This window comes from Pseudomonas fluorescens, assembly GCF_902497625.1.
Classification (GTDB): domain Bacteria; phylum Pseudomonadota; class Gammaproteobacteria; order Pseudomonadales; family Pseudomonadaceae; genus Aquipseudomonas; species Aquipseudomonas fluorescens_BQ.
Window position 1 is genome coordinate 209,693 of sequence record NZ_CABVGX010000002.1, and the last position, 25,714, is coordinate 235,406.

The 25,714-nt window shown below is 59.8% G+C and carries 24 protein-coding genes and 1 pseudogene; 12 read left to right on the forward strand and 13 right to left on the reverse strand.

From position 1 onward, the window contains the following. The first annotated feature begins 312 nt into the window (after positions 1–312). The gene (locus tag F8N12_RS02335; protein ID WP_150578989.1) at positions 313–2,808 is read left to right on the forward strand and encodes a TonB-dependent siderophore receptor; all 2,496 of its coding nucleotides are present in this window, start codon (positions 313–315) and stop codon (positions 2,806–2,808) included. On the opposite strand, the gene F8N12_RS27570 is transcribed toward F8N12_RS02335, so the two are convergent. Beyond that, complete coding sequence (locus F8N12_RS27570; protein WP_191623099.1) at positions 2,799–3,023, reverse strand: hypothetical protein; 225 nt, start codon at positions 3,021–3,023, stop codon at positions 2,799–2,801. The genes F8N12_RS02335 and F8N12_RS27570 overlap by 10 nt on opposite strands. Between F8N12_RS27570 and F8N12_RS02340 the strand changes: the two genes are divergently transcribed. Then, positions 2,940–4,067, forward strand: coding sequence for a sensor domain-containing diguanylate cyclase (locus tag F8N12_RS02340; RefSeq protein ID WP_150578990.1), 1,128 nt, complete (start codon positions 2,940–2,942; stop codon positions 4,065–4,067). The genes F8N12_RS27570 and F8N12_RS02340 overlap by 84 nt on opposite strands. Positions 4,068–4,240: 173 nt before the next feature. Here F8N12_RS02340 and F8N12_RS02345 read toward each other — a convergent pair whose 3' ends face one another. Next, positions 4,241–5,134, reverse strand: a complete 894-nt coding sequence (locus F8N12_RS02345) for a LysR family transcriptional regulator (protein WP_150578991.1) — start codon at positions 5,132–5,134, stop codon at positions 4,241–4,243. Positions 5,135–5,239: 105 nt separating this feature from the next. Between F8N12_RS02345 and F8N12_RS02350 the strand changes: the two genes are divergently transcribed. After that, a complete protein-coding gene (locus tag F8N12_RS02350; RefSeq protein WP_150578992.1) occupies positions 5,240–5,716 on the forward strand; it encodes a cupin domain-containing protein in 477 nt (158 codons plus the stop codon). 100 nt (positions 5,717–5,816) lie between these two features. Here F8N12_RS02350 and paoC read toward each other — a convergent pair whose 3' ends face one another. The 4 genes from paoC to F8N12_RS02370 form a co-directional block, all read right to left on the reverse strand. Beyond that, complete coding sequence (paoC, locus tag F8N12_RS02355; protein WP_150578993.1) at positions 5,817–8,015, reverse strand: aldehyde oxidoreductase molybdenum-binding subunit PaoC; 2,199 nt, start codon at positions 8,013–8,015, stop codon at positions 5,817–5,819. Then, positions 8,012–8,968 carry an FAD binding domain-containing protein gene (locus F8N12_RS02360; RefSeq protein WP_150578994.1) on the reverse strand — a complete coding sequence of 319 codons (957 nt, stop codon included), beginning with the start codon at positions 8,966–8,968 and terminating at the stop codon, positions 8,012–8,014. Before F8N12_RS02360 ends, paoC begins: the two co-directional genes overlap by 4 nt. Next, the gene (paoA, locus tag F8N12_RS02365; RefSeq protein ID WP_150579036.1) at positions 8,965–9,588 is read right to left on the reverse strand and encodes an aldehyde dehydrogenase iron-sulfur subunit PaoA; all 624 of its coding nucleotides are present in this window, start codon (positions 9,586–9,588) and stop codon (positions 8,965–8,967) included. The genes F8N12_RS02360 and paoA overlap by 4 nt, the downstream gene beginning before the upstream one ends. A gap of 151 nt (positions 9,589–9,739) precedes the next feature. Beyond that, positions 9,740–10,519: a carboxymuconolactone decarboxylase family protein gene (locus tag F8N12_RS02370; RefSeq protein ID WP_150578995.1), complete on the reverse strand. Its 780-nt coding sequence runs from the start codon at positions 10,517–10,519 to the stop codon at positions 9,740–9,742. Positions 10,520–10,765: 246 nt separating this feature from the next. On the opposite strand from F8N12_RS02370, the gene F8N12_RS02375 reads away from it, so the two are divergent. Continuing rightward, positions 10,766–11,458, forward strand: a complete 693-nt coding sequence (locus F8N12_RS02375; protein ID WP_150578996.1) for a GNAT family N-acetyltransferase — start codon at positions 10,766–10,768, stop codon at positions 11,456–11,458. A gap of 385 nt (positions 11,459–11,843) precedes the next feature. On the opposite strand, the gene F8N12_RS02380 is transcribed toward F8N12_RS02375, so the two are convergent. Continuing rightward, complete coding sequence (locus tag F8N12_RS02380) at positions 11,844–12,785, reverse strand: class I SAM-dependent methyltransferase (RefSeq protein WP_150578997.1); 942 nt, start codon at positions 12,783–12,785, stop codon at positions 11,844–11,846. Between the two features lie 216 nt (positions 12,786–13,001). Here F8N12_RS02380 and F8N12_RS02385 point away from each other — a divergent pair, with 216 nt between their 5' ends. Together F8N12_RS02385 and F8N12_RS02390 are read left to right on the forward strand one after the other, a co-directional pair. Further along, complete coding sequence (locus F8N12_RS02385; protein WP_150578998.1) at positions 13,002–13,445, forward strand: response regulator; 444 nt, start codon at positions 13,002–13,004, stop codon at positions 13,443–13,445. Positions 13,446–13,496: 51 nt separating this feature from the next. Next, positions 13,497–14,174 (forward strand): HAD-IA family hydrolase, encoded by a 678-nt coding sequence (locus F8N12_RS02390; RefSeq protein WP_150578999.1) that lies wholly within the window; start codon positions 13,497–13,499, stop codon positions 14,172–14,174. Positions 14,175–14,366: 192 nt separating this feature from the next. Here the strand turns inward: F8N12_RS02390 and F8N12_RS02395 are convergent, their stop codons facing one another. Together F8N12_RS02395 and F8N12_RS02400 are read right to left on the reverse strand one after the other, a co-directional pair. Then, entirely contained in the window at positions 14,367–14,663 is a 297-nt protein-coding gene (locus tag F8N12_RS02395; RefSeq protein ID WP_150579000.1) for a DUF2388 domain-containing protein, read from the reverse strand. A gap of 110 nt (positions 14,664–14,773) precedes the next feature. Next, positions 14,774–15,775 carry a GlxA family transcriptional regulator gene (locus F8N12_RS02400; RefSeq protein ID WP_150579001.1) on the reverse strand — a complete coding sequence of 334 codons (1,002 nt, stop codon included), beginning with the start codon at positions 15,773–15,775 and terminating at the stop codon, positions 14,774–14,776. A gap of 178 nt (positions 15,776–15,953) precedes the next feature. On the opposite strand from F8N12_RS02400, the gene F8N12_RS02405 reads away from it, so the two are divergent. Further along, entirely contained in the window at positions 15,954–16,550 is a 597-nt protein-coding gene (locus F8N12_RS02405; protein WP_150579002.1) for a DinB family protein, read from the forward strand. On the opposite strand, the gene F8N12_RS02410 is transcribed toward F8N12_RS02405, so the two are convergent. Together F8N12_RS02410 and F8N12_RS02415 are read right to left on the reverse strand one after the other, a co-directional pair. Next, positions 16,471–17,391 (reverse strand): LysR substrate-binding domain-containing protein, encoded by a 921-nt coding sequence (locus F8N12_RS02410; RefSeq protein WP_150579003.1) that lies wholly within the window; start codon positions 17,389–17,391, stop codon positions 16,471–16,473. The genes F8N12_RS02405 and F8N12_RS02410 overlap by 80 nt on opposite strands. A 79-nt stretch (positions 17,392–17,470) precedes the next feature. Further along, positions 17,471–18,355, reverse strand: a complete 885-nt coding sequence (locus F8N12_RS02415) for a LysR substrate-binding domain-containing protein (protein ID WP_150579004.1) — start codon at positions 18,353–18,355, stop codon at positions 17,471–17,473. Between the two features lie 99 nt (positions 18,356–18,454). Between F8N12_RS02415 and F8N12_RS02420 the strand changes: the two are divergent. From F8N12_RS02420 to F8N12_RS02430, 3 genes and pseudogenes are all read left to right on the forward strand, one after another. Beyond that, a pseudogene (locus F8N12_RS02420) lies at positions 18,455–19,470 on the forward strand (aldo/keto reductase). A 2-nt stretch (positions 19,471–19,472) separates the two neighbouring features. Next, complete coding sequence (locus F8N12_RS02425; protein ID WP_150579005.1) at positions 19,473–20,270, forward strand: SDR family NAD(P)-dependent oxidoreductase; 798 nt, start codon at positions 19,473–19,475, stop codon at positions 20,268–20,270. A 43-nt stretch (positions 20,271–20,313) separates the two neighbouring features. Then, on the forward strand, positions 20,314–20,724 hold the full coding sequence (locus F8N12_RS02430; protein WP_150579006.1) for an SRPBCC family protein: 411 nt from the start codon (positions 20,314–20,316) through the stop codon (positions 20,722–20,724). Between the two features lie 249 nt (positions 20,725–20,973). Here the strand turns inward: F8N12_RS02430 and F8N12_RS02435 are convergent, their stop codons facing one another. Both F8N12_RS02435 and F8N12_RS02440 read right to left on the reverse strand, forming a co-directional pair. Next, the gene (locus tag F8N12_RS02435) at positions 20,974–22,368 is read right to left on the reverse strand and encodes a sensor histidine kinase (RefSeq protein ID WP_150579007.1); all 1,395 of its coding nucleotides are present in this window, start codon (positions 22,366–22,368) and stop codon (positions 20,974–20,976) included. Further along, complete coding sequence (locus F8N12_RS02440) at positions 22,346–23,029, reverse strand: response regulator transcription factor (protein WP_150579008.1); 684 nt, start codon at positions 23,027–23,029, stop codon at positions 22,346–22,348. The genes F8N12_RS02435 and F8N12_RS02440 overlap by 23 nt, the downstream gene beginning before the upstream one ends. 277 nt (positions 23,030–23,306) lie before the next feature. Here F8N12_RS02440 and F8N12_RS02445 point away from each other — a divergent pair, with 277 nt between their 5' ends. After that, positions 23,307–24,236: a hypothetical protein gene (locus F8N12_RS02445; RefSeq protein WP_150579009.1), complete on the forward strand. Its 930-nt coding sequence runs from the start codon at positions 23,307–23,309 to the stop codon at positions 24,234–24,236. A 598-nt stretch (positions 24,237–24,834) separates the two neighbouring features. After that, positions 24,835–25,239 carry a TraR/DksA family transcriptional regulator gene (locus F8N12_RS02450; RefSeq protein WP_007907888.1) on the forward strand — a complete coding sequence of 135 codons (405 nt, stop codon included), beginning with the start codon at positions 24,835–24,837 and terminating at the stop codon, positions 25,237–25,239. The last annotated feature ends 475 nt before the right edge of the window (positions 25,240–25,714 follow it).

Consider the following 25,714-nt stretch of genomic DNA (forward strand, 5'->3'; position numbering starts at 1 on the left):
CGGCTTCGGACTCATTCCTGTCTCCTTATCAGCACTACACCGGCCAGCTTATGATGCCAGCGCCGGGATAAGGTTAGACCCGACTCCGGGAGTCAGCTAATAGGGGCAGTGTTAGGGAGTGATAGGCAGAATCTTTCGCTCCCCGCCATCGCGAGCGAGCTGTGCTCCCACAGGTTCCAGCCCGCAGAGGTCCAAGGGAGGGGAGCTGAACCCATCAAAAAATAAATCCAATGCGAATCGCTACCATTCGTTGTCTGTTTTCCCGCCGTACACGTCATGGTTAGTAACGTCTTCCATTTCGCAGGATTTCCCATGTCACGCTTTGCTCGTCCGTTGCATCCACTGGCGCTCTCGGTGGCGATGGCTTTTGTCGCCATGCCGCTGTCTGCCGCTGAGCCATTATCTGTGGACGCACCCGCCAGCGCAGTGCGCAGTTTTTCGATCCCGGCCGGAGATCTGAGTCGCGCGCTCAACAGCCTGGCTGAACAATCGGGGCTGACATTAGCCTTCGATCCAGCGTTGACCCGCGGTAAAACCAGCGCAGGATTGAACGGCCAATTCGCCACGCCTGAGGCCCTCGCGCAAGTACTGCGCGGCAGCGGCCTCAGCGCCATTGCTCTATCGTCCACACGCTATCGCATCGAGCCGATGGCCGAAGCGGCCGAAGGCACTCTGGAATTGCAAGCGACCAACATCAACGGTGGTTACCCGAGCGAAAGTCCGACCGGCCCGGTTGACGGTTACGTTGCCACGCGCTCGTTGTCCGCGACCAAAACCGACACGGCGCTCAATGAAACGCCGCAGTCGATTTCCGTGGTGACCAGGGACCAGATGCGCGCCCAGGGTGCGGAAAGCCTCAACCAGATTTTGCGCTACACCGCTGCCGTGGTCCCGGAATCCCGCGGCTCAACAGCTTCTCGCCTGGACCAGATGACCATCCGTGGCTTCTCCCCGGCGGTGTACCTTGATGGCCTGCGCATGCCCGGCAGCCGCGATGCCTCGCCACAAAAGGATGCCTTTGACCTGGAGCGTGTCGACATTCTTCGCGGCCCTTCGTCGGTCCTTTACGGCCAGGCCAGCCCGAGTGGCGTGGTCAACATGGTCAGTAAACGGCCGCTGGATACACCGTTCCACGAGATCGGCGTCGAGTACGGCACCTTCGATAAAAAACGCACCACGTTCGACCTCAGCGGACCTATCGACGATCAAGGCGTATATTCCTACCGGCTCGCCGGTCTGTACGACGAAGCCGATGGCCAGCTCGAACACACCGAAACCCAGCGCCAGTCAATCTCTTCCGCGTTCACCTGGCGGCCGGATACCGACACGTCCCTGACCTTGCTCGGGCACTTCCAGAAAGATCCGAAAGCTGCTTCGTACGGCTCGACGCCGGCGTGGGGCTCGGTGCTGGACAGCCCGATCGGGCGCGATATCGATGTCGATTTTTACGACGGCGAGAAGGATTTCGAGAGGAGTGACCGCGAGTATTTCTCCCTCGGTTACCTGTTCGAGCACCACCTCAACGATGTCTGGACCTTGCGCCAGAACGCCCGTTACCTGCGCAGCGAAGGCGATTACCGCAGCCTCTACCACAGCAACCTGCGCGCCGACTACCGCACTTCGAATCGCTCGACCATCGCTGCCGACGTCAACCTCGAGTCCTACACCCTGGACAACCAGGCCCAGGCCAAATTCGACACCGGCCTGTTGCAGCACACCCTGCTGTTCGGCGGCGATTACCAGAACACCAGCACTGACACCAAATCCGGTTCTGCCGGCGGGCCGACGCTGGATATTTTCGAGCCGGTCTATGGCCTGCCGGTCGCTACTCCGGCTTTTACCAGCGACGGCACGCAACGCAACCAGCAAAAAGGCTTGTACCTGCAGGACCAGATCAAGTGGGACAAGTGGGTACTGCTGATGGGCGGCCGCTATGACTGGGCCGACAATAACAACAGCACAGTCGACTTGCGCACCCATATCAAGAGAAAAACCTCGCTGGACAGCGAAGCGTTTACCGGGCGCGTCGGTCTGGTGTATTTGTTCGATAACGGCCTATCACCTTACGTCAGCTACTCGGAGTCATTCGAGCCGCAGTCGGGCACCGGTTTTGGCGGTTCGGTGTTCAAACCTACTGAGGGCAAACAGTACGAGATCGGCATCAAGTATCAGCCGCCGGGCAGCAATAGCTTTATCACCGCGTCGATCTTCGACCTGCGTCAGAGCAACGTGCCGACGCTTGATCCGGACCCGTCCCACATCTGCGGTACCGGGCGTTGCCAGGAACAGTCCGGTGAAGTGCGCTCCCGTGGTTTCGAACTGGAAGGCAAGGCCAGCCTGGACGACAATCTCGACATCACCGCTGCCTACGCGTATCTGGACAACCGCATCGTCAAATCCAACAGCACCGTCAGTTACGCGCCCCTCACCGATATTGCCGTGGGACCGGCGGTTTCCGCCAAAGGCACGACCAACTATGGCGTGCCACGGCACACGGCCTCCGTGTGGGCGGATTACACGTTCCACGACGGCGTAGCCAAGGGCTTCGGTGTCGGTGCCGGCGCGCGTTATGTCGGCTCGTCCTGGGGCGATACTGCCAACACCTTGAAGGTGCCGGGCTATACGCTGTTCGACGCGTCGATGCATTACGACATACCGGGTATCAACAGCCTCAAGGACAACCTGCGCCTGGCGGTCAACGCGAGCAACCTTGCCAACAAGGAATACGTGGCGTCCTGCTATTCGTACTCCTGGTGCTGGTACGGTGCGCAGCGCACGGTCCAGGCGAGCGCAACCTATCAGTGGTAAATGAGAACCGGGTCACGCGTTGCCGGCCAGCGCCTCGGATACGGTGACGCGATGTGCTTGTCCCTGTCGCCATCGTCCGCTGCGACTGCCACAATAGTGCTTTGTCGCAGCGGCTCGATCAGGCGGATCAGATGGGTGACCAGGGATTTCGGTACGACCAGCAAATGTTTATCGCACAGCAGGTCCGCAGCGACCGCTTGCATCAGCTTTTCCATCAGTCATTTTCCGCGGTGTTCGGCAGTTTCCTCGCTGCGGTGATGATGTGCTGGTTGTGCTGGGACCGCTTCGATCACCATGTTCTCACCTGGTGGCTGGCGATCCTGACGGCATCAGCCTTGTTGCGCCTGCTGATGTTCGCGTTGTATTTCCGGCACGGTGCCGGTGGTCTGGATCCGCAACGCTGGGAGCGCATCTACTGGATCACGCTGGTCCTGTCCGCGGGGATCTGGGGTGCTGGTGCGTTGGCATTGATGCCCCCGGATGATGTGCTGGCACAGGCGCTGGTGATGTTGTTCACGGTCGGCATGTCGGTAAGTGCCGTGTCGCGGTACTCGGCGTATCGGTACATGACGCTGGTATCGATCGGGCTGGTGCTTTTCCCGTGCACGTTCTGGCTGTTGTTCCAGCCCACCACCGTCCAGTTCGGCATGGCTGTGGCCGTGCTGGTGTTCACCTCTTTTGTGGCCAACGCCACGCGCAAGATGTCCGACGCGCTGGAAACCGCTTTTCGTCTGACCCGTGAAATGGAGCTCGCCCATCGCCTGTCTCTGCACGCCGCGCAGACCGATGAACTCACCGGCCTGAAAAACCGCCGGGCGTTTTTTACCGAGGCCTACACGCTGTTCAGCTATTGCAAAGTCAATCGGGTGCCGTTGTGCGCGGTGATGCTGGATATGGACCACTTCAAGCAGATCAACGATTCCTACGGGCATCAGGCCGGCGATCAGGTACTGCGGCAGATGGGCGTGCTGATCGGCCAGTGCTTTCGCGAAAACGATGTTTCCGGTCGAATGGGCGGAGAGGAGTTTGCGGTGCTGCTGCCCAATACCTCGATCGATCTAGCCACCGCCATTGCCGAGCAACTGACGCGTTCCATTTCTGCAATGATGACCGGGCCGGTGCACCGCATTACCGCCAGCCTGGGCGTGGCGGCAATGGAGGTGAATGACAATGACCTGCATAGCTTGTTGAACAACGCGGACAGGGCGTTATACCGGGCGAAAGCGCGCGGGCGCAATCAGGTGGCAGTGGCGGAGTGAGGCCGGTTTGAGGTTTCTGTGATGTGCGGGCCGGCCTCTTCGCGAGCAAGCTCTGCTCCCACAGGTTTTTGTGTTGTTCGCGCAGTTCGGGATCGCCCGCAATCCTGTGGGAGCCGGGCTTTGCCCGCGATGACGGTAGCGAACCCGCCGCCTGCCAAACCGACACCGCGCAATCACCCCCGATACCGCACCGCTTCCAGAAACAACGCAAAGGCAGGCGATGCCTGGCGCCGGCTCGGGTAATACAAATGAAACCCGGTGAACGGCGCGCACCAGTCGTCCAGCACAGCCACCAATCGTCCAGCCTCAATATGTGGCGCTACCAGGTCCTGCGGAATGTAACTCAAGCCGAAACCGTCGAGCGCCGCCTGCAACAACTGATACACACCATTGAACGTGACTTGACCCGAAACCCGCACATTCAGGCTTTGCTGATCCTTTTTGAACTCCCACGTGTACAGCCCGCCATTGGTGGGCAAGCGCAAATTGTTGCACGCATGATCAGTCAGATCCCGTGGGGTCAGCGGCTGGGTACGATCGGTGAAATACTCCGGTGAACCCACCACCAGCATGCGCATGTCCGCGCCGATGCGGGTGGCGATCATGCCTTGGGCGACGTCTTCACCGAGTCTCACACCGGCGTCAAAGCCCTGCGCGGCGATGTCGACAAAACCGTAGTCACAGCACACCTCCACGGAGATGTCCGGGTATTGCGCCAGGAACGGTTTCAGCACCGGCCACAGGATGTATTCCAGCGCATGGTCCATTGCATTGATGCGGATATTGCCGGCCGGCGTGTCGCGCAAATCGCTGAGCGCCGCCAGCTCGATCTCGATCTCTTCGAAGTGCGGACCGATTTTCTCCAGCAGGCGCTGGCCAGCTTCGGTCGGCGATACGCTGCGCGTGGTCCGGGTCAGCAAACGCAAACCGAGTCGGGCTTCCAGACCTCTGATGGTATGGCTCAGCGCCGATTGGGAAACCCCCAGTTTCGCGGCCGCTTTGGTAAAACTCCGCTCGCGCGCTACCGCCAGAAAGGCCAGCAGGTCATTGGCATTTTGCCGAAGCATTCATGAGTCTCCCTCATAGGTCTAAACCGATTCTAGTGGCTTATCGGGCAAACGCGTAAACGTTAAATTAAAAGTGAGTACCCATGACATCTATCGAGAACAGCCATGAAGAACCTTGCAGCCTCCGCGCTATCGCTTTCACTACTGGCCTTTGAAGCCCAGGCCCAGGACGACCCGATGCTCACCGTCATGCCAAACGGCTCTCAACCCTCGGCCAAGGGGCCCGTAGAGTATTTCACCGGCAGCGTGCGCGTTGATGCGCCGTTCAAAGGCAGCGAGCCTGCGCGGGTCAGTGGAGCTACGGTCACCTTCGAGCCGGGTGCGCGCACTGCGTGGCACACGCATCCGCTAGGCCAGACGCTGATCGTCACGGCCGGTTCGGGCTGGGTGCAGGAATTCGGCCAACGGGTGAAAGTGATCAAGCCGGGAGACACCGTCTGGATTCCACCCCAGGTCAAACATTGGCATGGCGCCACAGCGACCACCGCCATGAGCCACATCGCCATCGCCGAAGTGCTCGATGGCAAAGTCGTTGAGTGGATGGAACAGGTCAGCGCCGAGCAATATCCAGCCGCGCACTAATCCGACTGAATCACCTGCAACCTGTGGGAGCGAAGCTTGCTCCCACAGGGAAATACCTGCTCCCACAAAGTAAACAGCCAATCCGGATAGACGAAATTGGTCAAATCATCTGCGGCAATTTATCCAGCATTTTGTCCAGCGTGATCGGGTACTCGCGAACGCGAATGCCCGTAGCGTTGTAGACCGCATTGGCTATCGCCGCACTGACCCCGCACAGGCCCAACTCCCCGACACCCTTGGCCTTCATCGGCGACGACACCGCATCGGTTTCATCGAGAAAAATCACTTCCTGATGCGGGATGTCGGCGTGCACCGGCACTTCATAGCCGGCCAGGTCATGATTGACGAAAAAGCCGCGGCGCGTGTCCACCGCCAGTTCTTCCATCAATGCCGCACCGACGCCCATGGTCATCGCGCCGATCACCTGGCTGCGCGCCGACGTCGGGTTGAGGATCCGTCCTGCAGCGCATACCGCCAGCATTCGTCGCACCCGTGTTTCACCGGTCGCGCTGTCGACCGCCACTTCGACAAAATGCGCGCCGAAGGTCGACTGCTGAAATTTCTTGCTCAGCTCGGCAAACTCAATGGTGTCCTCGGCAACGATTTCCCCGCCCTGGGCCGCGTCACGCAAAGGGAAATTTTTGCCACCGGATCGCACTTCTGCGTCGGCAAACACCGCGTCTTCGACGCTCACGCCCAAGCGCTGCGCCACCGCCTCACGCAGTTTGACGCACGCCGCGTACACACCCGCCGTCGAGCAGTTGGCTCCGAATTGGCCGCCAGAACCCGCCGACACCGGAAAGCTCGAATCGCCCAGACGCACGACCACTTGATCAAGCGGCACGCCCATCATTTCCGCCGCCGTCTGCCCGATGATCGTGTAGCTGCCGGTGCCGATATCGGTCATGTCGGTTTCCACCGTGACGATGCCCTGATCACTGAGGCGAACCCGCGCGCCGGATTTCACCAAGGCGTTGTTACGGAACGCCACGCCGACGCCCATGCCGATCAGCCAGCGCCCGTCCCGTTGCGTACCGGGTCGCGCATGACGTTTGTCCCAACCGAAACGCTCGGCGCCGGTGCGCAGGCATTCAACCAGCTGGCGCTTGGAGAAAGGTCGGTCGGGATTGGTCGGGTCGACCTGAGTGTCATTGAGAATGCGGAATTCGATCGGATCGAGTTTGAGCTTTTCCGCCATCTCGTCCATGGCGATCTCCAGCGCCATCAAACCGGGCGTTTCCCCCGGTGCGCGCATGGCGTTGCCTTCCGGCAGATCGAGCGTGGTCAGGCGCATGGTCACCAGGCGGTTCTCACCGGCGTAGAGCATCTTGCTTGGCTGCGCGGCGCGTTCGACTTTGCCGCCGGGTAAATCGCCGGACCAGCCTTCGTGAGCCATCGCGGTAATCTTGCCGTCAGCGTTTGCGCCAATACGGATGCGTTGAATCGTTGCCGGTCGGTGCGTCGAATTGTTGATCATCAACGGCCGCGACAGCGCGACTTTCACCGGCCGCTTTGCCAGGCGTGCGCCGAGTGCCGCGAGCAGCGCGTCGGAGCGAATGAACAGCTTGCCGCCGAAGCCGCCGCCGATGTACGGCGAAACCAGTCGCACGTTCTGCTTCGGCATGCCGAGGGTGGTCGCCAGGTCAGTGACAGACCAGTCGATCATCTGGTTCGAGGTCCACAACGTCAGTTTGTCGCCTTGCCAGGAAGCCATCGAGGCGAACGGTTCCATCATCGCGTGGGCCTGATCGGGCGTGAAATAAGTCTCATCGAGTTGCACCGGCGCGGCCACATAAGCGCCGGCGAAATCGCCGTGTACCGTGTCGGCCATCTGATCCTTGGCTTCGACGCCCGAGGCGCGCGAGCTGGCGAGGTCGAAGGCGCCTTTGCCGACGACATAGGAGATGTTGACCAGTTCGGCGGCGGCGCGAGCCTGTTCGAAGGTCTCGGCGATCACCAGCGCCACGGCCTGATGATAGTGATCGATCTGAGGCCCGCCGAGCAGGGGCGCGGTGTTGTATTTGCCCTTGCCGAGTTTGCCGGCATTGGCGGCGGTGACGATGGCAATCACGCCCGGCGCGGACTCGGCCAAAGCCAGATCCATCGAGACGATGCGGCCCTTGGCGATGGCCGAGCCGACGACCGCTCCGTAGGCCTGATTCGCCGCAGCGTCGTGATGTTCATAGGCGTACGGGGCGTGACCGGTGGTTTTCAACGGGCCTTCAATTCGCGGCGTGGCCTTGCCGACCACCTTCATCTGATCGATCGGGTTGGTTGTCGCGGGAGTGTCGAATTTCATGCCTGAGCCCTCGATTGCGCCATCACCGAAGCGAGCGTGCGCTCGACCAGGGTCAGTTTGAATGCGTTTTGTTCGGTGGTTTTCGCGCCAGCGAGCAATTGTTCGGACACCGCTGTAGCGCCCTTGGACATCGCCGCTTCAGCCGCTTCCACCCGCCACGGTTTGTGCGCAACACCGCCGAGTGCGACGCGACCGGAGCCGTCCGCTTGAATCACGGCGCCCACCGAAATCAGTGCAAAGGCGTAAGACGCGCGATCGCGGACCTTCTGATAAATGTGGGTGCCGCCCAGCGGTGGCGGCAGGGTGACGGCGGTGATCAATTCGTTCACGGCCAGTGCGGTTTCGATGTTGGGCGTGTTGCCCGGCAGACGATGAAAATCGGCAATCGCAATGGTGCGTGTGGTTCCGTCGGGGCGGACGGTTTCGATTTGTGCATCGAGGGCGCGCATGGCCACCGCCATGTCGCTTGGATGCGTGGCGATGCAGGCGTCGCTGACACCGAGAATGCCCAATGGCCGACTGAATCCGCCAATCGCCGAACAGCCGCTGCCGGGCATGCGCTTGTTGCACGGCTGGTTCGTGTCGTAAAAATACGGGCAACGGGTGCGTTGCAACAGATTGCCCGCCGTGGTGGCGCGGTTGCGTAATTGACCCGAGGCGCCGGCGAGGAGGGCGCGGGAGAGCAGGGCGTAGTCCTTGCGCACGCGGGAGTCGGCGGCAAGGTCGGTATTGCGCACCAGCGCGCCGATTTTCAGGCCGCCTTCGGGCGTCGCTTCGATCCGCTCGAGGGCCAGGCCATTAACATCGATCAGATGCGTCGGCGTCTCGATGTCGAGCTTCATCAGGTCCAGCAGATTGGTGCCGCCGGCAATGAACCGGGCGCCTTCGACCTGGGCGGCCAGCGCAGCGGCTTCGGCCGGTGACCTGGCGCGTAGATAACTGAAGGGCCTCATACGCTGACCTCCGTGACTTCGCTGATCGCATCGATAATGTTGGAGTAGGCACCGCAGCGGCAGATGTTGCCGCTCATGCGCTCCTGGAATTCGCTGGCGATCAACTGCGGCTGGTCAGTGAGCGTGGGGCTGACGTGGCTGGGAATACCGTCGCGGATTTCCCCAAGCATGGCGACTGCCGAACAGATTTGTCCCGGCGTGCAATAGCCGCACTGGTAGCCGTCGTGTTTGATAAATGCAGCCTGCATCGGGTGCAGCTGGTCCGGCGAGCCGAGCCCCTCGATGGTGGTGACTTTCGAACCTTCGTGCATCACCGCCAGGCTCAGGCAGGAATTGAGGCGCCGGCCGTCCACGATCACGGTGCAGGCGCCGCATTGACCGTGGTCGCAACCCTTTTTGGTGCCGGTCAGTTGCAGGTTTTCGCGCAGCGCATCGAGCAGCGTGGTGCGCGTGTCGACGTCCAGTGATTGTTGTTTGCCATTCACCTCGAACGAGACTTTTTCCTTGATTGGACGGGCTGCGTTGGCGGCAGACGCCCGCGCGGAAATGAAAGGCGGCAGCGCAACGGCGGCCGCCGTCACTGCGCCCACAATCAAAAATTTGCGCCGGGAGATCGACATCAGGTCACGGTCGTCCATTGGTTCGATTCCTCTGGTTTTGTTGGGCGTTGCCAGTCCTCATCAAAAGAGTGACCCATGCGCGCGCGGAATGTTTTTGCGTTATTGAGCTATAGAGTTATGCGCCAGGCTCATGAATAGGCCGGCCAGCCTCTTATCCTTGGGTTTTTCGCGCCTCGAAAACGTCCTTCAACACCGGAACCGCGGACATTGCTTTCGGCCAGCCGACATAAAATGCCAAGTGCGTAATGACCTCGGCGGCCTGGGTCTGGCTCAGGCCATTGTCCATCGCTCGGTTGAGGTGGAAGGGCAACTGCGCCACTTGCCCTTGCGCGGTGAGCGCTGCGACGGTGATCAGGCTGCGATCTCGTGGTGTCAGGTCGGTGTTGCGCCACAGGTCGCCGAACAGAACTTCGTTGGTGTATTCGGCCAGCTGCGGCGCTACGCCGCCGACCGCGGCCTCGACCGCAGCCTTGCGTTGGGTTTCACGCTCAGGATCGAGGGTCAATGGGGCAGAAGGCGGCGCAATGATTTGCTCTGCTTTCAGGCCGCGGTCGGTAAACACTGTGTGCGTCACGTTGGCTGCCGACATCGCGTTCGGCCAACCGCCATAGAACGCGAGATGGGTGATCAGCGCGCTTATTTCGCTGGGCTTGAGGCCGTTGTCCAGCCCGAGCTTCAAATGCCCGGGCATCTGCGCGGTCTGGCCGCCGGCGACCAGTGCGGCTAGCGTGATGAGGCTGCGGTCACGCGGAGCCAGCTGCTCGCGCTTCCAGACTTCGCCGAATAACAATTCGGTGGTGTAGGCGTAGAGTTGCGGGGTCACCTCCTGAACCTCTGGCGAGGGCTTCGGCGCGGGTCGGCCGCCCCCCTGATCCGCCTCGGCCAACGCGGAGAAACACAGTGTCGCGAGTGTGGCGGTGAACAGCTTCATGGTCATTTCCTCAAGCGCAAGGGTTCATCTTTCACATAGTAGGAAGCTTTGAGGAATCGATTAAGTGCATGAAACTGCATGAAGTCATGAGGTGAATTCACTAATGGCAGCGTTTACCTTCAAGCGGGTCGCCGACGCACGTTATGATGGGCGCGCCGTATCTGCGGGATCGTTACGCAGGCTTCGCCAGCTGCTACAGGGATCAGCGCAGCTTTGTAAACCGCCGACAGTGTTTCAGAGAGCCTCATGCCCCAGATTACCCACTACAAAACTCCGTGCCCTGAGCCCGTTAATGGCCAGATTCTGCAGCTGGTGGTCGATAACCTGACCGACATCAGCATGGTCGCGATCCCGCCGAGCAACCTGTTGTACAACGTCTATCAGTACGCGATCGGCTTCGAGGTGCATCTCTATCTGGAAGCGCTGAACGGAACAAAAGGTATTGCGGTGGAGCTGCTGGTGGCGACGGATGACGACGACCCGGAAAAGGTCGTCGGTTTTCTGTTGTACCTGCCAATGCAGGACGATCCCGATGCGTGCGGTGTGGCGTATATGGCGGTGGACGCGGGTCATCGCCGACAGGGCATTGCCCGGCGGATGCTGCGCGAGATGGTCGGCCGTTACCCCCATGCGGAGCTGAGCTGCGCAGTTGCCAAGGTGCCGTATTTTGAAGCGACGGGTTTCCAGGTGACGGGCGTGCGCGGCACGCAGGTGCTGATGAACACGCACGATCATGCCAGCGACGGGTTGATCGGGATGCTGGACGTGGCGTCGATCTACAGCTCGCTGGAGGTGCGGCAGATCCACACGTATCTGCTGCAAAAGCATGGCAAGCGGGCCATGCTTGATGCGGAAAAACAGCGCGACCGGCATCTGGATCAGATGACGCACCGCGCTAATGAGTTTGTGCGGCAGCGGCTGGGCGACGGGATCAGTTGAGCCTGCAAGGTGCCTGCGGGCTCGGAGCTTGCTCACCTGAAACCCAAGTCACGGCGCTTCATTTGCAGGCAGCTCACGCCTTCGGACGAGCCCTCGGTGCAACCATGCTCCAAGCGACGCCATTCCTGTAGCAGCTGTCGAGCCTGCGAGGCTGCGTCCCTTCGTACGAGACCTCGGTGCAACCATGCTCCAGGCGACGCCATTCCTGTAGCAGCTGTCGAGCCTGCGAGGCTGCGTCCGGGGGCGCGTCGTAGACCTGGAAACCGGATTGCGTTGGTGAGGTCGCAGACGCAGCCTCGCGCTGCTCGACAGCTGCTACTGGGGCGCCCGGTGCGGTGGTTTGCGTTGGTGTTGGTGTTGCAGCGGGGTAGCCACATTGAGCAGCTTAATCACCCGACGTGAACACCAGCACTTTCAACCCACACTCCGGATCCGCGTCAGGAAACTCCGGCGGATTTTCCAGTCGCTGCTCAAAACGCAACCCCGGCGCTTCTCGCATCACGCCTTCGATGAGGAAATCTGCACCGAGTGCCGGATCGTTCATGCAGGCGAGCACCGTGCCCTGCGGGCCTAGCAGCTCAGGCAAGCGACGCAATACTCGCTGGTAATCCTTGGTCAGCAGGAAACTGCCTTTCTGAAAGGACGGTGGATCGATGATCACCAGATCATAGGGGCCCTTGCCGATCACCTTGCCCCACGACTTGAACAGGTCATGGCCAAGGAAAGTCACCTTGCTCAGGTCATGGCCGTTAAGGCGATGATTATCGCGGCCACGGCTGAGCGCCGGGCTCGACATGTCCAGGTTGACTACATGCTCGGCGCCGCCCGCGATGGCTGCCACGGAAAATCCGCAGGTGTAGGCAAACAGATTCAAAACCCGTTTGCCTTTCGCTTTGGCGCGCACCCAGTCGCGACCGTAACGCATGTCGAGGAACAGCCCGGTGTTCTGCTTTCTGCCCAGATCGACACGATAACGCAGGCTGCCCTCGGTGATGGTCATGTCTTCGATGACATCTCCGAGCAGCCATTCAGTCGTGCTTTGCAACAAGTAGCGGTGTTGCAACGCCAGGGTATGCGCGCCGGAGTTTTGCCACTCTGGTGAGGTAGAAATCGCCGTCAGCAGCTGCTTCAGCGCGTCCAGTTGCTTCGTTTCCGGCTCTTTGAACAGTGACACCAGCATCACGCCTTGCAGCCAGTCCACCGTTACTTGCTCCAGATCCGGCCAGCAACGGCCGCGGCCATGGAACAGTCGGCGCGTTTCATCCGGTGCATCTGCCAATGCCTTCAGCAGATGATCATGAAGGGTGGAAAGGGCGTCAGAATTCATCGGGTGGCGTCGGCAATTCAAGGGGACGGCATTTTACCCATAATTGCGCTGGCGTGACTGCGCAAAGCTTCAGCAGGACCTCTCTTGAGGGGGCAGACGTCACTTTTTATCAGTTGCTTGTATCAAAAGTGAATTTCCACGAAGCGCGCTGCTCATACCTCATAAGCAGCGGATTTGAGCCGCAACATTTTTCGAGTTATCAGGGAGTGGCATCGTATGTGTCCAGTATCCATGGCGGGCAAGAACCGACCTGAGGGATTGATTCTTGTGGTCGAAGATGACCCATTGATCCTGGAGTTTCTGATCGAAATCCTTGTGGACGAAGGCTTCGCAGTCGAATCCAGGGCCAGTGCAGATGAAGCGTGCGTTTATCTGCAAGCGCACGCAGACAAGGTGCATCTGTTGCTCACCGATATCACCATGCCGGGTGAAAAGAATGGTGCGGACCTCGCCAACCATTTTGGCGATCGCTGGCCCGACAAGCCGATCATGATCATGTCCGGCTACGAAACTCCGGAGACGTCGGGCGTGCGGCACGACGTCAAGTTCATCAAAAAACCGTGGGCGATCGGACAGTTGCTGGACACGGTGGAAGCAGCCTATACCTCGAAGGCGGGTGGTCGAAATATTGCCAGTGGTACGGTCACAGCACCGCGCTGATGCTACATTGCCGGGCAGGGTTGTCCGTCTCTTGCGTAAGGAAGTCCGCTCTTGTCAGCTAATGCATCTGTTTTCAGTAAGTCCTACCGCGCGTTTCTGTTTGATATGGACGGTACCGTGCTCAATTCGATTGCTGCTGCGGAGCGCATCTGGACTACCTGGGCATTGCGCCATGGCGTTGACGTCGAGTCATTCCTGCCAACTATTCACGGTGCGCGGGCCATCGACACGATCACCCGACTGGCGCTGCCCGGTATAGATGCCGAAGCGGAAGCGGCGTGGGTTACCGACGCGGAAATCGAAGATGTGGAGGGCGTCGTTGAAGTGGCGAATGGGGCAACTTTTCTGCGGTCGTTGCCTGCGCACGGGTGGGCCATTGTGACGTCTGCGCCGAGATCGCTGGCGCTGCGTCGAATGGCTGCAGCTGGCATTCCCGAGCCTGCGGTAATGATTACCGCCGAAGACGTCAGTGCCGGCAAGCCTGATCCCGCTGGTTACAACCTCGCTGCACAGCGTCTGGGCGTCGGAATAACGGACTGTCTTATCTTCGAGGATGCAACTGTAGGTATTCAGGCGGCCGAAGCGGCAGGTGCAGACCTTGTCATTATCACCTCGACCCATGTTCACCCTCTTGAAACCACGCATGCGACGCTTGCCGATTACGCATCGGTCAGCACGGCCACAGATTCCGACGGCCAACTACGCCTCACCCCAAACCGTATGGATTAAAACCGGTAGCCTCGCAGGCGACGTTTGCGATGGCGGTGGGACAGGCCACTTGATGCTGTCTGTGCCGGCCGCCTCGCAAGCAGGCTTACTCCTTTGGAATCGTATACGACCGCCAATCACCTGTACGCCGCAGACCCGCAGTAGGAGCAAGCTTGCTCCTACTGGATCGTATACGACGGCGGACGGATGACGTTATTGCGCGAGAATGGCTTGAGCCAGTTCTTCGTCGCTGGCCGTCAACCCCGGGTTTTTCTGACGAATGTCCTGCATTACCGACTCCAGGTAAACGCCGCGAATCGTGCCGCCACTGGCCACGAAACTGGAAGCGTCATCACGAGCGGGGATCATCATTTTGTCATCCTTGAACGTCGAATACAGGGACGCCGAGACACCCGCCGACGTGGCGACATCTTTTGCGTCCACATCGGCCATGGCCGAACTCACTGGCAAGCACAGCACGAGCGAAGAGATGAGTAACAGACGGCGCATGACGGTGTCCTCCGACAGCATGAAGCGTAAGGGATGTATTACATAGCTTAGGATCGATTCTGCAGGTCTGTAGTTCCAGACCACACAAATAATCAATTTTGCCAACTGCATCACCGCGAAAATCGCCGACGGTATTCCCGTGGCGAAACGCCCAAATTACGCTGGAAGGTAAAGCGCATTCGTTCCTCATCGCCGAAGCCGCACTGCCGGGCTATCTGGTCGATGTTGCGTTCGGATTCTTCCAGCAACCGCCGGGCCGCCTCCAGCCGTAATACTTCTACGGCTTTGGCCGGCGTGCGTCCGGTCTTCGCTTTATAAACACGAGCGAAATTGCGCGGACTCATTTGAACCTGCTGGGCCAGTGTGTCGACCGAGAGGTTGGCATGATCGAGGTTGTGCGCTATCCACAGGTGCAAGTCGTCGAAAGCGGCGCTGTCGCCGGTTTGCGCTTGCAGTAGCTGGCTGTATTGCGCCTGACCTCCGGGGCGTTTGAGGAATACCACCAGTTCGCGAGCCACTTCCAGTGCCACTTCACGGCCGCAGTCGGCTTCCACCAGTGCCAACGCCAGGTCGATGCCAGCACTGACACCGGCCGATGTCCACACCGAGCCCTGCTGAATGTAGATCGCGTCGCTGTCGACCTCAATCAGCGGAAAATCCCGCTTGAGTACATCGCACATCAACCAGTGCGTCGCTGCACGTCGGCCGTCGAGCAGGCCTGCCTGTGCCAGCAGAAATGCGCCGCTGCACACCGAGGCCGTTCGCCTGGCGTCAGCTGATGCTGATTTCAGCCAGGCAATCAGCTCGGTACACTGGTCGACGTTCTGAAGAATGTCAGGCGCGCCGGGCACCATCAGCGTGTCGATCGACTGACCAGCGAACTCACTCAAGGCCCGGGTTTCCACCGCCAGGCCTTCAGCTGTCTGAATCATGCCGCCAGTGAGGCTCGCCGTATGCCGCTCGTAACCCGGCAAACCGCGCGCGGCCATGGCTTTGGATGCGGCCCAGAAAACTGTTTGCGCACCCGTCAGGTCAAGCAGGCCCATTTCCGGAAAGGCAACGAAGACCACTGAACGCGTCGGGAGAGGGGAGCCAGGTCTGAGGTCGTTCATGAAAATTCCCGATGCGCCGAAGCAACCGGCAGGATTTCCGGGTTTTATGGCATTTGGGCGGGCAGGTTACAAGCCTTCACATCACGTAAATAAATCCCGACCGATGGTCAGCCTCTGCGCCGGCAGGCGTCATGCGGGCTATGCTTGGCAGTGCGCCCATCACCATGGGATACCTGCAATGATCAACGTACGCACTGCCCGCATGCTGACTGACTACAAACGCTGGGCCGACCGGCGCCTTTTCGATAGCCTGGCAGCCCTGCCGCCGGGTGAGGTCAATAAAGAGCGCGTCTCGGTGTTCAAGAACATGATCGGCACCCTCAATCATATCTACGTCGTGGACTGCATCTGGCAGGCACACCTGCAAGGACGTCACCACGGTTTCGAGACCTCACACGATTTGCTCCACCCGCATTTGCCAGAGCTGCGCCTGGCGCAAAATGACATCGATCAGTGGTACTGCAAATGGACGGCCCGGCAGACCGATGCATCGCTGGACCATCCGGTCGAATTCGCTTTTGTTTCCGGCGAGCGCGGTACCATGAGCGCTGGCGCGATGCTCATGCACGTGGTCAATCACGCCAGCTATCACCGTGGCTGGGTGATTCAGATGTATTTCGAGATACCGGCCATGCCGCCGGTGACTGACTTGCCGGTGTACTTGCGCGAAGCCGATCCTGGTGCTTTCGGCTCACTCAATCGACCGGTAATGGAGCCGACATGTGTTGGTAAATACGCGAGCGCAACCAACGTTCTGCCGGATCGTTATCGTTGACGCCGTTCCAGACCATGGACAGTTCCGACAGCACAATGTCGAATGGCGGATCGTCGGCGCGTAACTGGCTGCTGCCTTCGATCAGCGCACACGCGGCGTAATCCGGCACGGTGGCAAGCATATCGGTGCCCGCAAGCAAAGCGCGCAAGCCAGCGAATTGCGGCACTGCCAGCACCACTCGCCGCGAACGGCCGATGCGCGCAAGGTCACTGTCGATCGCCCCGCTCAGGTCCCCGGAAAACGACACCAGCGCATGCGGACGCTCACAATAGTCATCCATGGTGAGCGCACCCGGACGGTCATCGCCGCGCAGGATCTTCACGCTCAGGTCGCGCAGTTTCTTGCGCTTGGCATTGGCCGGCAACTCCGTGGTGTAGCTGATCCCGACAGAAATTTCGCCGCTGGCGAGCATCGATGACATCAGCAGGAAATTCACCCGGCGCACCACCACCACAACGTTTTGTGCCTCTTCACGGATCTGCTTGAGCAACGGTGGAAACAGGCCGAATTCGGCATCGTCGCTCAAGCCGATGCGGAATACATCACGGCTGGTCGATGGATCAAAATCCTTGGCCCGACTGACCGCACCGGAGATAGTGTCCATCGCCGGCTGCAGTTCCTTGAGAATCGCCAGTGCGCGGGGTGTTGGCTCCAGACTGCGACCATTGCGCACCAGCAAAGGGTCGTCGAACAGATCACGTAGTTTCGCCAGTGAGGCACTGACTGCAGGCTGGCCGAGGAACAGCTTTTCCCCGGCGCGGGTCAGGTTTTTCTCGAACATCAGGGTTTCGAAAATCACCAGCAGGTTCATGTCCACACGGCGCAGGTCGTTGCGGTTCATGGCGGGCCACTCGCAGACTTCAGGGTCTGTTCAGTAAAGCAGGAAAACCCGCAGTCACGCAGGCTCGAATGACCAGGCTTCACTCCGTCAACACCTTGCGAAACGTCTCCACCAACGGTCGAAGATTGATCCGGTGCCACGCAGCCCACAGGGGTGTGGTGAAGGAAATCCACGGCACTTCCCGCAAGACCACACCCGGCGGTGCGTTGCGGCTCAGGCCTTTCTGGATCATTGCGACGCCGAGTCCCGACGCCACCAGGCCCAGCGCGGTAAAGGGTTCGCTGGCCTCCATGCGGATGTCCGGGGTGAAACCGGCGCGAATACAGGCGCTGAAGAAATCGTCGCGGCTGGCTGCATTCTGGCGATGCTGCACGCCGATCCATTCCTGATGCGCCAGGTCCGCAGGTGTCAGTGTTGACTGCTGCGCCAGCGGATGATGCTCGGGCAGGGCCAGCAACATCGGGTCGTCCAGCACCTGAAAGCCCAGCAGGTCCGGGTCGTCACCGACCGGCGGTTCGCTGACAAGCGCGATATCGAGACTACGCTGACGCAGGCCCTCGAGTTGCTCCGCAGAGCTCAGGTTGTACAGCGCGACATGCACGCTCGGCCGATCGGCGCGCAGCACTCGCAACGCGTTCGGCAAGACGCCGGCGTGCATGGCGTTCTCGATGTAGCCGATGCACAGACCGCCTTCTTCCCCGCGACCCAGGCGTTTGCCGAGGGATTCCAGGCGATTGGCGTGAGTCAGCAGGGCACGGGTTTCGGCGAGGAACGTCTGGCCGTCACGGGTCAGGCGGATGCGTTGCTGGCTGCGTTCGAACAGGGTCAGGCCCAGGCGCTCTTCAAGCTGGGCGATCTGCCGGCTGAGCGGCGATTGGGAAATGTGCAGGCGTTCAGCGGCGCGACCGACGTGTTCTTCTTCGGCGACCGCGACGAAATAGCGCAATTGGCGGATGTCGATCATGTCAGACCTATGGGGACTCAAGTGCTGCAGATTATGTCTTGGACGGTCCGACTCTCGCAATCTACGATCTGCTCAACGGTCATATACGAGGATTGAATCATGAGTCTGAAAGACAAACTGCCCGGTGCACTCGGTTTTGGCACTGCGCCTCTGGGCAACATGTTCCGCGCCATTCCTGAAGAACAGGCGCAGGCCACCGTGCACGCGGCGTGGGATGCCGGCGTGCGCTACTTTGACACCGCGCCATTTTACGGCTCGGGCCTGTCCGAGATCCGCCTGGGCACTGCGTTGTCTCAGTACAAGCGTGACGATTACGTGCTGAGCAGCAAGGTCGGACGGGTGATCCTCGATGAGATCGAAGATGCCGCGGCCCGTAATCTGGGTGAGAAAAGCGGAGTATTCGAGCACGGTCGTGCGAACAAAATCGTCAACGACTACAGCGCCGATGCGACGTTGCGCTCGATTGAGGACAGCTTGAAGCGTTTGCAAACCGACCGCCTCGACATCGTCTGGGTGCATGACATTGCGCAGGATTTCTACGGTGATCAATGGCTTGAATACTTTAACCAGGCGCGTACTGGTGCGTTCAAAGTGCTCACCCGGTTGCGCGAAGAGGGCGTGATCAAGGGCTGGGGATTGGGCGTGAACAAGGTTGAGCCTTGTGAGTTGACCCTCGATCTTACTGAAGCGCAGCCGGAGGTTTTCTTCTGGCCGGTCGCTACACCCTGCTCGACCACGACCGCGCGTTGCAGCGGTTGATGGACGCGGCCTTGGCGCAGAACGTCGAGATCGTGGTTGGCGGTCCATACAGCTCGGGCATCCTTGCCGGCGGTGCGCATTTCGAATATCAGAAAGCCAGCCCGGCGATCGTCAACAAGGTCGAGCAGATTAAACGCATCGCTGCGGCACATGGTGTAGACATCAAAGCAGCAGCGCTGCAATTCTCGTCAGCCAACCCGGCGGTGGCAGCAGTGATCCCGGGCTCCAGTCGTCCAGGGCGGATCGCTGAAGATGTCGCGGCATTGTCGGCAGTCATTCCAGCAGCATTCTGGCAGGCGCTGCGCGAGGCGAAACTGGTCTCCGAGCGCGCGCCGTTACCGACAACAGGAGCTTGAGCATGAAGATTGATCTGAGCGGAAAACTGGCCATTGTCAGCGGCAGCACCGCAGGCATCGGCCTGGGCATCAGCAAGGCACTGGCCGAATCCGGCGCAACGGTGGTGGTGATCGGGCGCGACGCGAGCAAGGTCGAGCAGGCCCTGGCAAGCATTCGCCAAAGCGTGCCAGGCGCCCAGTTGCGTGGCGTGACCGCCGACCTCGGTACGGCGGAAGGCGCCGAGCAATTGTTCGCCGTAGAGCCGCAAGCCGACATCCTGGTCAACAACCTCGGAATCTTCAACGAGGTGGATTTTTTCGATACAGCGGACAGTGAGTGGACGCGGTTTTACGAAGTCAACGTCATCTCCGGCGTGCGTTTGTCGCGACATTACGCGCCCGGCATGGTCAAGCAAGGGTGGGGCAGGGTGATCTTCCTGTCCTCGGAGTCCGGCATCGCAATCCCTGCCGATATGCTCAACTATGGCGTGACCAAAAGCGCTAACCTTGCGGTGTCCCATGGGTTGGCCAAGCGGCTGGCCGGCACCGGTGTGACGGTCAATGCGATTCTGCCCGGGCCGACCTTGACCGATGGCCTGGAGCAGATGCTCAAGAGCGCTACCGCTGCGTCGGGTCTCAGCGTTCAGGAAGAAGCCGATGCGTTTGTGCGCAAGGCTCGCCCTACGTCGATCATTCAGCGCGTGGCGCAAGTGGAAGAGGTTGCGAACCTGGTGGCGTATATCGCCTCGCCATTGTCCTCGGCCACCACGGGTGCGGCCCTGCGTGTTGATGGTGGTGTCGTCGACAGCATGGCGATTTGAATTTCCAGTTCATCTATTGCAAGTATTGAGAGAGAAGACATTTATGGCGACTGCATCAGCGACGATCGATATTCCGGCTTCAGCCGATAAAGTGTGGCAATTGATCGGTGGCTTCAATTCGCTGCCGGACTGGCTGCCGTTCATTGCCCAAAGCGAACTGAGCGAAGGCGGTCGAGTGCGCAGCCTGCGGACTGCGGATGGCGCCGAGGTGGTGGAGCGTCTGCGCACCTTTGATGACGCGGCGAAAACCTACAGCTATTCGATCGTACAAGCACCTTTCCCGGCCACGGATTATCTGGCGACGATTCTCGTGGAGACTCAAGGCGACGGCGCTCGCGTAACCTGGTCGGGGCGTTTTGCACCGCAGGGCGTGAGCGAAGAAGAGGTAGTGGCGTTATTCAGCGGCATTTATCAGGGCGGGCTTGAGGCCCTTCGAGCCAATTACCCGGGCTGATCGTCACAACGGCCCGCAGGAGCAAGCTTGCTCGCGCTTGCGGTGGAACAGCTGGCGGATATATGTCTGACCCACCGCCATCGCTGGCAAGCCAGCTCCCACAGGTTTTGTGGTTGTCCGTGAGTCTTGCGACTCAAATCCGTGGGAGCCGGCTTGCTGGCGATGGCGATGGCGATGTTGAGGCCGATGATGAATGTGCGACCGCCATCGCGAGCAACGTTTGCTCCCACGGCGGACAGTCGACAGGAGTCAGGTCGAGGCAATCGGACGTTGCTGGCAATCCAGCACCAGCCGCGCGCCGCCGAGTTCACTCGTCCCTACTTGCAGCGTAAACCCGTGCAGGCTGACAATCGCCGCAACGATCGATAAACCCAGGCCAAATCCCGTCTGCGAGTTGCCACCATCGGCGCGGTAAAAGCGCTGGAACACCGCCTCGCGTTCCGCCTTCGCAATCCCCGGGCCAGAATCGAGCACCTCGATTCGCGTCGACCCACCTTCGTCAACCCCTCGTAAAATCACTTCGCCCCCCGGCGGGGTGAACTTGATCGAGTTGCTCAGCAAATTCGCTACCGCCTCAAACAACAACGCGCGATCACCGGACAGCGGCGGCAACATATCGGGCACTTGCAGACGGAAAACGAGGTCGCCTTCTTCAGCAAGTGGCAGATAAAAATCGTGCAGTTCCTGCAACAACGGCTTCGGATCCAGCTGCATAAAACCCGAACGCCGTTGCCGGTCCTCAAGCTCGGAGATGCGCAACAATCCCCGAAAGCGTGCCATCAATGTGTCTGCTTCAGCCAGCACCAACTCCAGCTGCAACGCCAGCGGCGAACCGTCTTCGGCCTGCTGTTGAATCCGGTAAAGCTGTGCACGCAAACGGGTCAGCGGGGTGCGTAAATCGTGGGCGATGTTGTCACAGACCCCTTTGACTTCATTCATCAGTCGCTCGATGCGTTCCAGCATGGCGTTGACGATGGCGGCGAGCATGTCGAGTTCGTCACGGCGACTGGACAGGGGCAAACGTCGGGTCAGGTCACCGGCAACGATTGCTTCGGCGCTGGCCTGAATCGCGCGGATGCGCTGCAAAGGCCGGCGGCGCAACAGATGCCAACCGACGATGCCCGGGACGATGGTCAGGCTCATGCCCCAGAGCAAGGCATGGAGGATGATCCGGGTCACCGCAAACAGCGAGCCGTTGTCGCGCATCAGTATCAGCCAGCGCCCGTCTTTGGCCTGAGTGGCCACAGCGTCGCAGCTGTCCCTGGGCAACGTCGGATCATCGGAATCGGCACAGTCGCTGAGCATATGGATCTTGCCGTCCAGCGGCAGGCCTTGGGGAATCTCGCGCAAGGCGCCGCTGAGGTAGCGGTGCTCGGCATCGAACAGGCCGTAGGCGTCGATGCCACGGATGTCGAAGGTCATGCTGACGGCGAGGGCATCAACCAATTGCTCGCCGGAGAAACGTGAAAACAAATGCTGACGTTGCATCAGCGAATGTTTGGCGAGGTTGTCCAGATATGAAGACACCTCGTAATACATGACCCCCATCAGGATTGCGCTCCAGACCACGAACAGCGAACTGTAGAGCCCCAGCAGACGGCTGCTGGAAGAGCGCCAGCCGTTAGAGGGGTTCGGCAATGACATAACCCGAGCCTCGCACAGTGCGGATCAGTGGGGCATTGCCGGGCGGGTCGATCTTCTTGCGCAGACGACCGATATGGACGTCGATCAGGTTGGTGCCGGGGTCGAAGTGATAACCCCAGACCTCCTCGAATATCATCATCCGTGACAGGATCTGTCCGCTATTGCGCATCAGGAATTCCAGCAGTTTGTATTCGGTGGGCAGCAGCGTGAGCAACTGACCGGCGCGGCTGGCTTCATGGCTGATCAGGTTCAGCTCGAGGTCCGCGACCCGCAGCGTAGTGGCTTGCGCGGTGACGGTGCTCTGTCGGCGCAGAAGGACTTCGACCCGGGCAGCCATTTCATCGGTGGCGAACGGCTTGGTCAGGTAATCGTCACCGCCAGCGCGCAACCCGCGCACGCGCTCGTCGACATCAGAAAGGGCGCTGATCATAAGAATCGGCGTGGTCACTCCCATGGTCCGCAACGTCGTGACTATGGCCAGGCCATCCAGCCCGGGCAACAGGCGATCCAGGGTGATCAGGTCATAGTCGCCGCTAACCGCCCGCGTCAGCCCTTCGCGGCCATTATCGACCCAGTCGACGCAAAGACCATGGCTGCTCAATTCGGCGACGATCTCCCGGGCGGTCACAGCGTCGTCTTCGATGGTCAAGATACGGGTCATGGATGGCCTGATTTGCATTTCACAAAAGGTGCTCGACATTTTGCCTGCAAATCACCGCTTTATTCCTGAAAAAAACTTCATGGAATGCCATGGTTTTCTCAGTGCATAAAACCCGCTGCTCAGAGTGAATTCTTGCAAATTGCATGGTAGCGGGAAGTTCAAAATATCTAAGTGACTGAAAAATATGGGTTTATTAGTTGATCTAAATTGGCACGCTGGCTGCAATCAACCTTTTAACAACATGTAACAGCATCTTTCCTGCCTGGAGCAACAAACAATGATTAGATCCTCGGATGGTTTCTATCCTGCCGCAGAAGAATCGAACGCCAGATCCGGCGTGTCGTGGGGCGCGATTTTCGCAGGGGCCGCCGCTGCAGCGGCGTTGTCGTTGATCCTGGTGTTGCTCGGCTTCGGCCTGGGCTTCTCGGCAGTTTCCCCTTGGGCCAACGAGGGCGTCAGCGCTAAAGGCCTGGGCATTTCCACCATCATCTGGTTGGCGTTTACGCAAATCGTCGCATCGGGTCTGGGCGGTTACATCGCCGGCCGCCTGCGGGTGAAGTGGGCCAACATGCACGGTGATGAAGTTTACTTCCGCGATACCGCGCATGGCTTTCTGGCCTGGTGCGTTGCCACACTGGTAACCGCTACTCTGGTGGTCGGTTCGGTCAGCAGCATCGTCAGTGGTGGTGTGCAAGCCGGCGCCAGCGCAGTCGGCGGCGCCGCCAGTGCAGCCACTCAGGCAGCCGGTACCGCCGCCAGCAACACCGACAGCGATCAGTACGGTTACTTCGTCGATACCTTGTTCCGCGATGATCGTCCTGCCGCTGTCAGCGATGACGCTGCCCGCAGCACCGTGACTCGTATCTTCGTTCAGAGCCTGAACGACGGCCAGCTGTCTGCCGAAGACCGTACCTATCTGGCGCAACTGGTCGCTCAACGTACTAACCTGAGCCAGGCTGATGCTGAACGTCGTGTCGACGAAGTCTACGCCCGCACTCAGAAAGCTATCGCTGACGCCAAGCAGGCCGCCAAGGAAGCTGCTGACACCGCCGCGAAGGTCGCTGCCATGACTGCACTGTGGATGTTCGTCGCACTGCTGATCGGTGCCTTCTTCGCCAGTTTCGCTGCAACCTTTGGTGGTCGTCGTCGGGATGCGGTTGAGTACGTTGAAACAGACGCCTACGTGACCCCGACTCAAGTTCGTTAATCAGGAGAACTCCCATGCGCTCATTACTTCTACTGTTCCTCGGCATTCCAATCCCGATCATCATCCTGATTGCATTGCTGACCTAAGATCATTCTGAGGCTCGTGCCTCTGCCGCTTCCGCCTTTGGTGGAAGCGGCTTTTTTATGGGTAGGCTGCAGGCAGACTGATGCAGATGATCCGCCTTCGCGAGCAAAACCGCTTCTGCATTGAACGTGCAGCGCCAAGGGAGTGAGCCCTGTAAGCCGCCGCGAATTGTGCGACCGCCGGGCACTTGCGGTTCATCCATCTGCCAACGCCGCCATAATCCCTGCACGCCGAGCCGTTTGTCTTCTATATACAGCCGTTTGGTTGAATTTCTTGCTATAAACGCACTCCGATAATCACCGCAGCGGTTGCCATAGAGCAGTTTCCGGGCTTTGTCGGACAAATTCGCTGAGTTTTCAGTTGCTGGGGCCTCGACTCGGCCTTAGACTGCCGCCCCTCGTAAATTGAGTGCCGGGTGGCGCTTGGAATAAACGGCGCCTTTCCGCTGGCCATACCTGGTCTGCCGGATCGCTCCCTAATTCGCCTTAATGCACGTTTTTTTATAGAGATATCAATGACAAAGGACAAGTTGCTGGCCATGCCGGCGGATGACTACATGAATGCCGAGCAACATGCTTTTTTCTCCGAGCTGTTGCAGAACATGAAAGTCGAAACCCACGAGCGTATCGAACAGAATCGCATCGCCATCGAGAGCCTGGATACGCCGGCCGACCCGGCTGACGCTGCTTCTGTAGAAGAAGAGCGCACCTGGCTGGTGAACGCGATCGATCGCGATCAGCGCATGCTGCCTCAGTTGGAACAGGCGCTCGAGCGCATCAAGGAAGACAGCTTCGGCTGGTGCGACGACAGCGGCGAGGCAATCGGCCTCAAGCGTCTGCTGATCAGCCCGACCACCAAGTACTGTATCGAAGCTCAAGAGCGTCACGAACAGATCGACAAGCACCAGCGTCAGGCTTGATGTCGTAACGCCCCGCATCGCGGGCGAGCCACTCCTTCAGGAATGAGGCTTGCCCGCGGTGCTTTTTTTTGTCTGCAGAAAAGTGCTGTCGGGTTTGTTGACCTGCAAGGCCCGCGACTAACGGACCATGGATAATGGCGTTGTAGTGGCGTTTAATGCGTAGACAACAATTACAAACGACGTGGGGTGACGAAAATGACGAGAGACGGATCTCTGGCTTCGGCCGTGCCTGCACCAACGCTTGTCGCGAAAGACCGCTGGCTGTCACCGACGCTGCAAAGCATCGCCCTGGTTCTGTTGTTATGCGGCATGGCGCTGGGGAACTGGCCGCTTTATGTCGGGCTGCCACTGGCGGTCGTGATTGTCTGGCTGCCCCGACTGCGCGCGCGCGCAGCTCCCGAACAAATCTACGACGGTGGCGCAAGCGCGTTGGCCGAGCTGACGCGTGATCTTTCCTGCACCACCAGTCACAACG

What these genes read in the sequence shown, in the direction of transcription:
- F8N12_RS02410 (WP_150579003.1), bottom strand. Translation starts at nt 17,391, where the DNA reads ATGAACCGCAACGACCTGCGCCGTGTGGACATGAACCTGCTGGTGATT.
- F8N12_RS02440 (WP_150579008.1), bottom strand. Translation starts at nt 23,029, where the DNA reads ATGACCCGTATCTTGACCATCGAAGACGACGCTGTGACCGCCCGGGAG.
- paoA (WP_150579036.1), bottom strand. Translation starts at nt 9,588, where the DNA reads ATGTCGATCTCCCGGCGCAAATTTTTGATTGTGGGCGCAGTGACGGCG.
- F8N12_RS02405 (WP_150579002.1), top strand. Translation starts at nt 15,954, where the DNA reads ATGATCAACGTACGCACTGCCCGCATGCTGACTGACTACAAACGCTGG.
- F8N12_RS02395 (WP_150579000.1), bottom strand. Translation starts at nt 14,663, where the DNA reads ATGCGCCGTCTGTTACTCATCTCTTCGCTCGTGCTGTGCTTGCCAGTG.
- F8N12_RS02360 (WP_150578994.1), bottom strand. Translation starts at nt 8,968, where the DNA reads ATGAGGCCCTTCAGTTATCTACGCGCCAGGTCACCGGCCGAAGCCGCT.
- F8N12_RS02340 (WP_150578990.1), top strand. Translation starts at nt 2,940, where the DNA reads ATGGGTGACCAGGGATTTCGGTACGACCAGCAAATGTTTATCGCACAG.
- F8N12_RS02435 (WP_150579007.1), bottom strand. Translation starts at nt 22,368, where the DNA reads ATGTCATTGCCGAACCCCTCTAACGGCTGGCGCTCTTCCAGCAGCCGT.
- F8N12_RS02430 (WP_150579006.1), top strand. Translation starts at nt 20,314, where the DNA reads ATGGCGACTGCATCAGCGACGATCGATATTCCGGCTTCAGCCGATAAA.
- F8N12_RS02425 (WP_150579005.1), top strand. Translation starts at nt 19,473, where the DNA reads ATGAAGATTGATCTGAGCGGAAAACTGGCCATTGTCAGCGGCAGCACC.
- F8N12_RS02370 (WP_150578995.1), bottom strand. Translation starts at nt 10,519, where the DNA reads ATGAAGCTGTTCACCGCCACACTCGCGACACTGTGTTTCTCCGCGTTG.
- F8N12_RS02350 (WP_150578992.1), top strand. Translation starts at nt 5,240, where the DNA reads ATGAAGAACCTTGCAGCCTCCGCGCTATCGCTTTCACTACTGGCCTTT.
- F8N12_RS27570 (WP_191623099.1), bottom strand. Translation starts at nt 3,023, where the DNA reads ATGGAAAAGCTGATGCAAGCGGTCGCTGCGGACCTGCTGTGCGATAAA.
- F8N12_RS02400 (WP_150579001.1), bottom strand. Translation starts at nt 15,775, where the DNA reads ATGAACGACCTCAGACCTGGCTCCCCTCTCCCGACGCGTTCAGTGGTC.
- F8N12_RS02385 (WP_150578998.1), top strand. Translation starts at nt 13,002, where the DNA reads ATGTGTCCAGTATCCATGGCGGGCAAGAACCGACCTGAGGGATTGATT.
- F8N12_RS02450 (WP_007907888.1), top strand. Translation starts at nt 24,835, where the DNA reads ATGACAAAGGACAAGTTGCTGGCCATGCCGGCGGATGACTACATGAAT.
- F8N12_RS02415 (WP_150579004.1), bottom strand. Translation starts at nt 18,355, where the DNA reads ATGATCGACATCCGCCAATTGCGCTATTTCGTCGCGGTCGCCGAAGAA.
- F8N12_RS02375 (WP_150578996.1), top strand. Translation starts at nt 10,766, where the DNA reads ATGCCCCAGATTACCCACTACAAAACTCCGTGCCCTGAGCCCGTTAAT.
- F8N12_RS02345 (WP_150578991.1), bottom strand. Translation starts at nt 5,134, where the DNA reads ATGCTTCGGCAAAATGCCAATGACCTGCTGGCCTTTCTGGCGGTAGCG.
- paoC (WP_150578993.1), bottom strand. Translation starts at nt 8,015, where the DNA reads ATGAAATTCGACACTCCCGCGACAACCAACCCGATCGATCAGATGAAG.
- F8N12_RS02380 (WP_150578997.1), bottom strand. Translation starts at nt 12,785, where the DNA reads ATGAATTCTGACGCCCTTTCCACCCTTCATGATCATCTGCTGAAGGCA.
- F8N12_RS02445 (WP_150579009.1), top strand. Translation starts at nt 23,307, where the DNA reads ATGATTAGATCCTCGGATGGTTTCTATCCTGCCGCAGAAGAATCGAAC.
- F8N12_RS02335 (WP_150578989.1), top strand. Translation starts at nt 313, where the DNA reads ATGTCACGCTTTGCTCGTCCGTTGCATCCACTGGCGCTCTCGGTGGCG.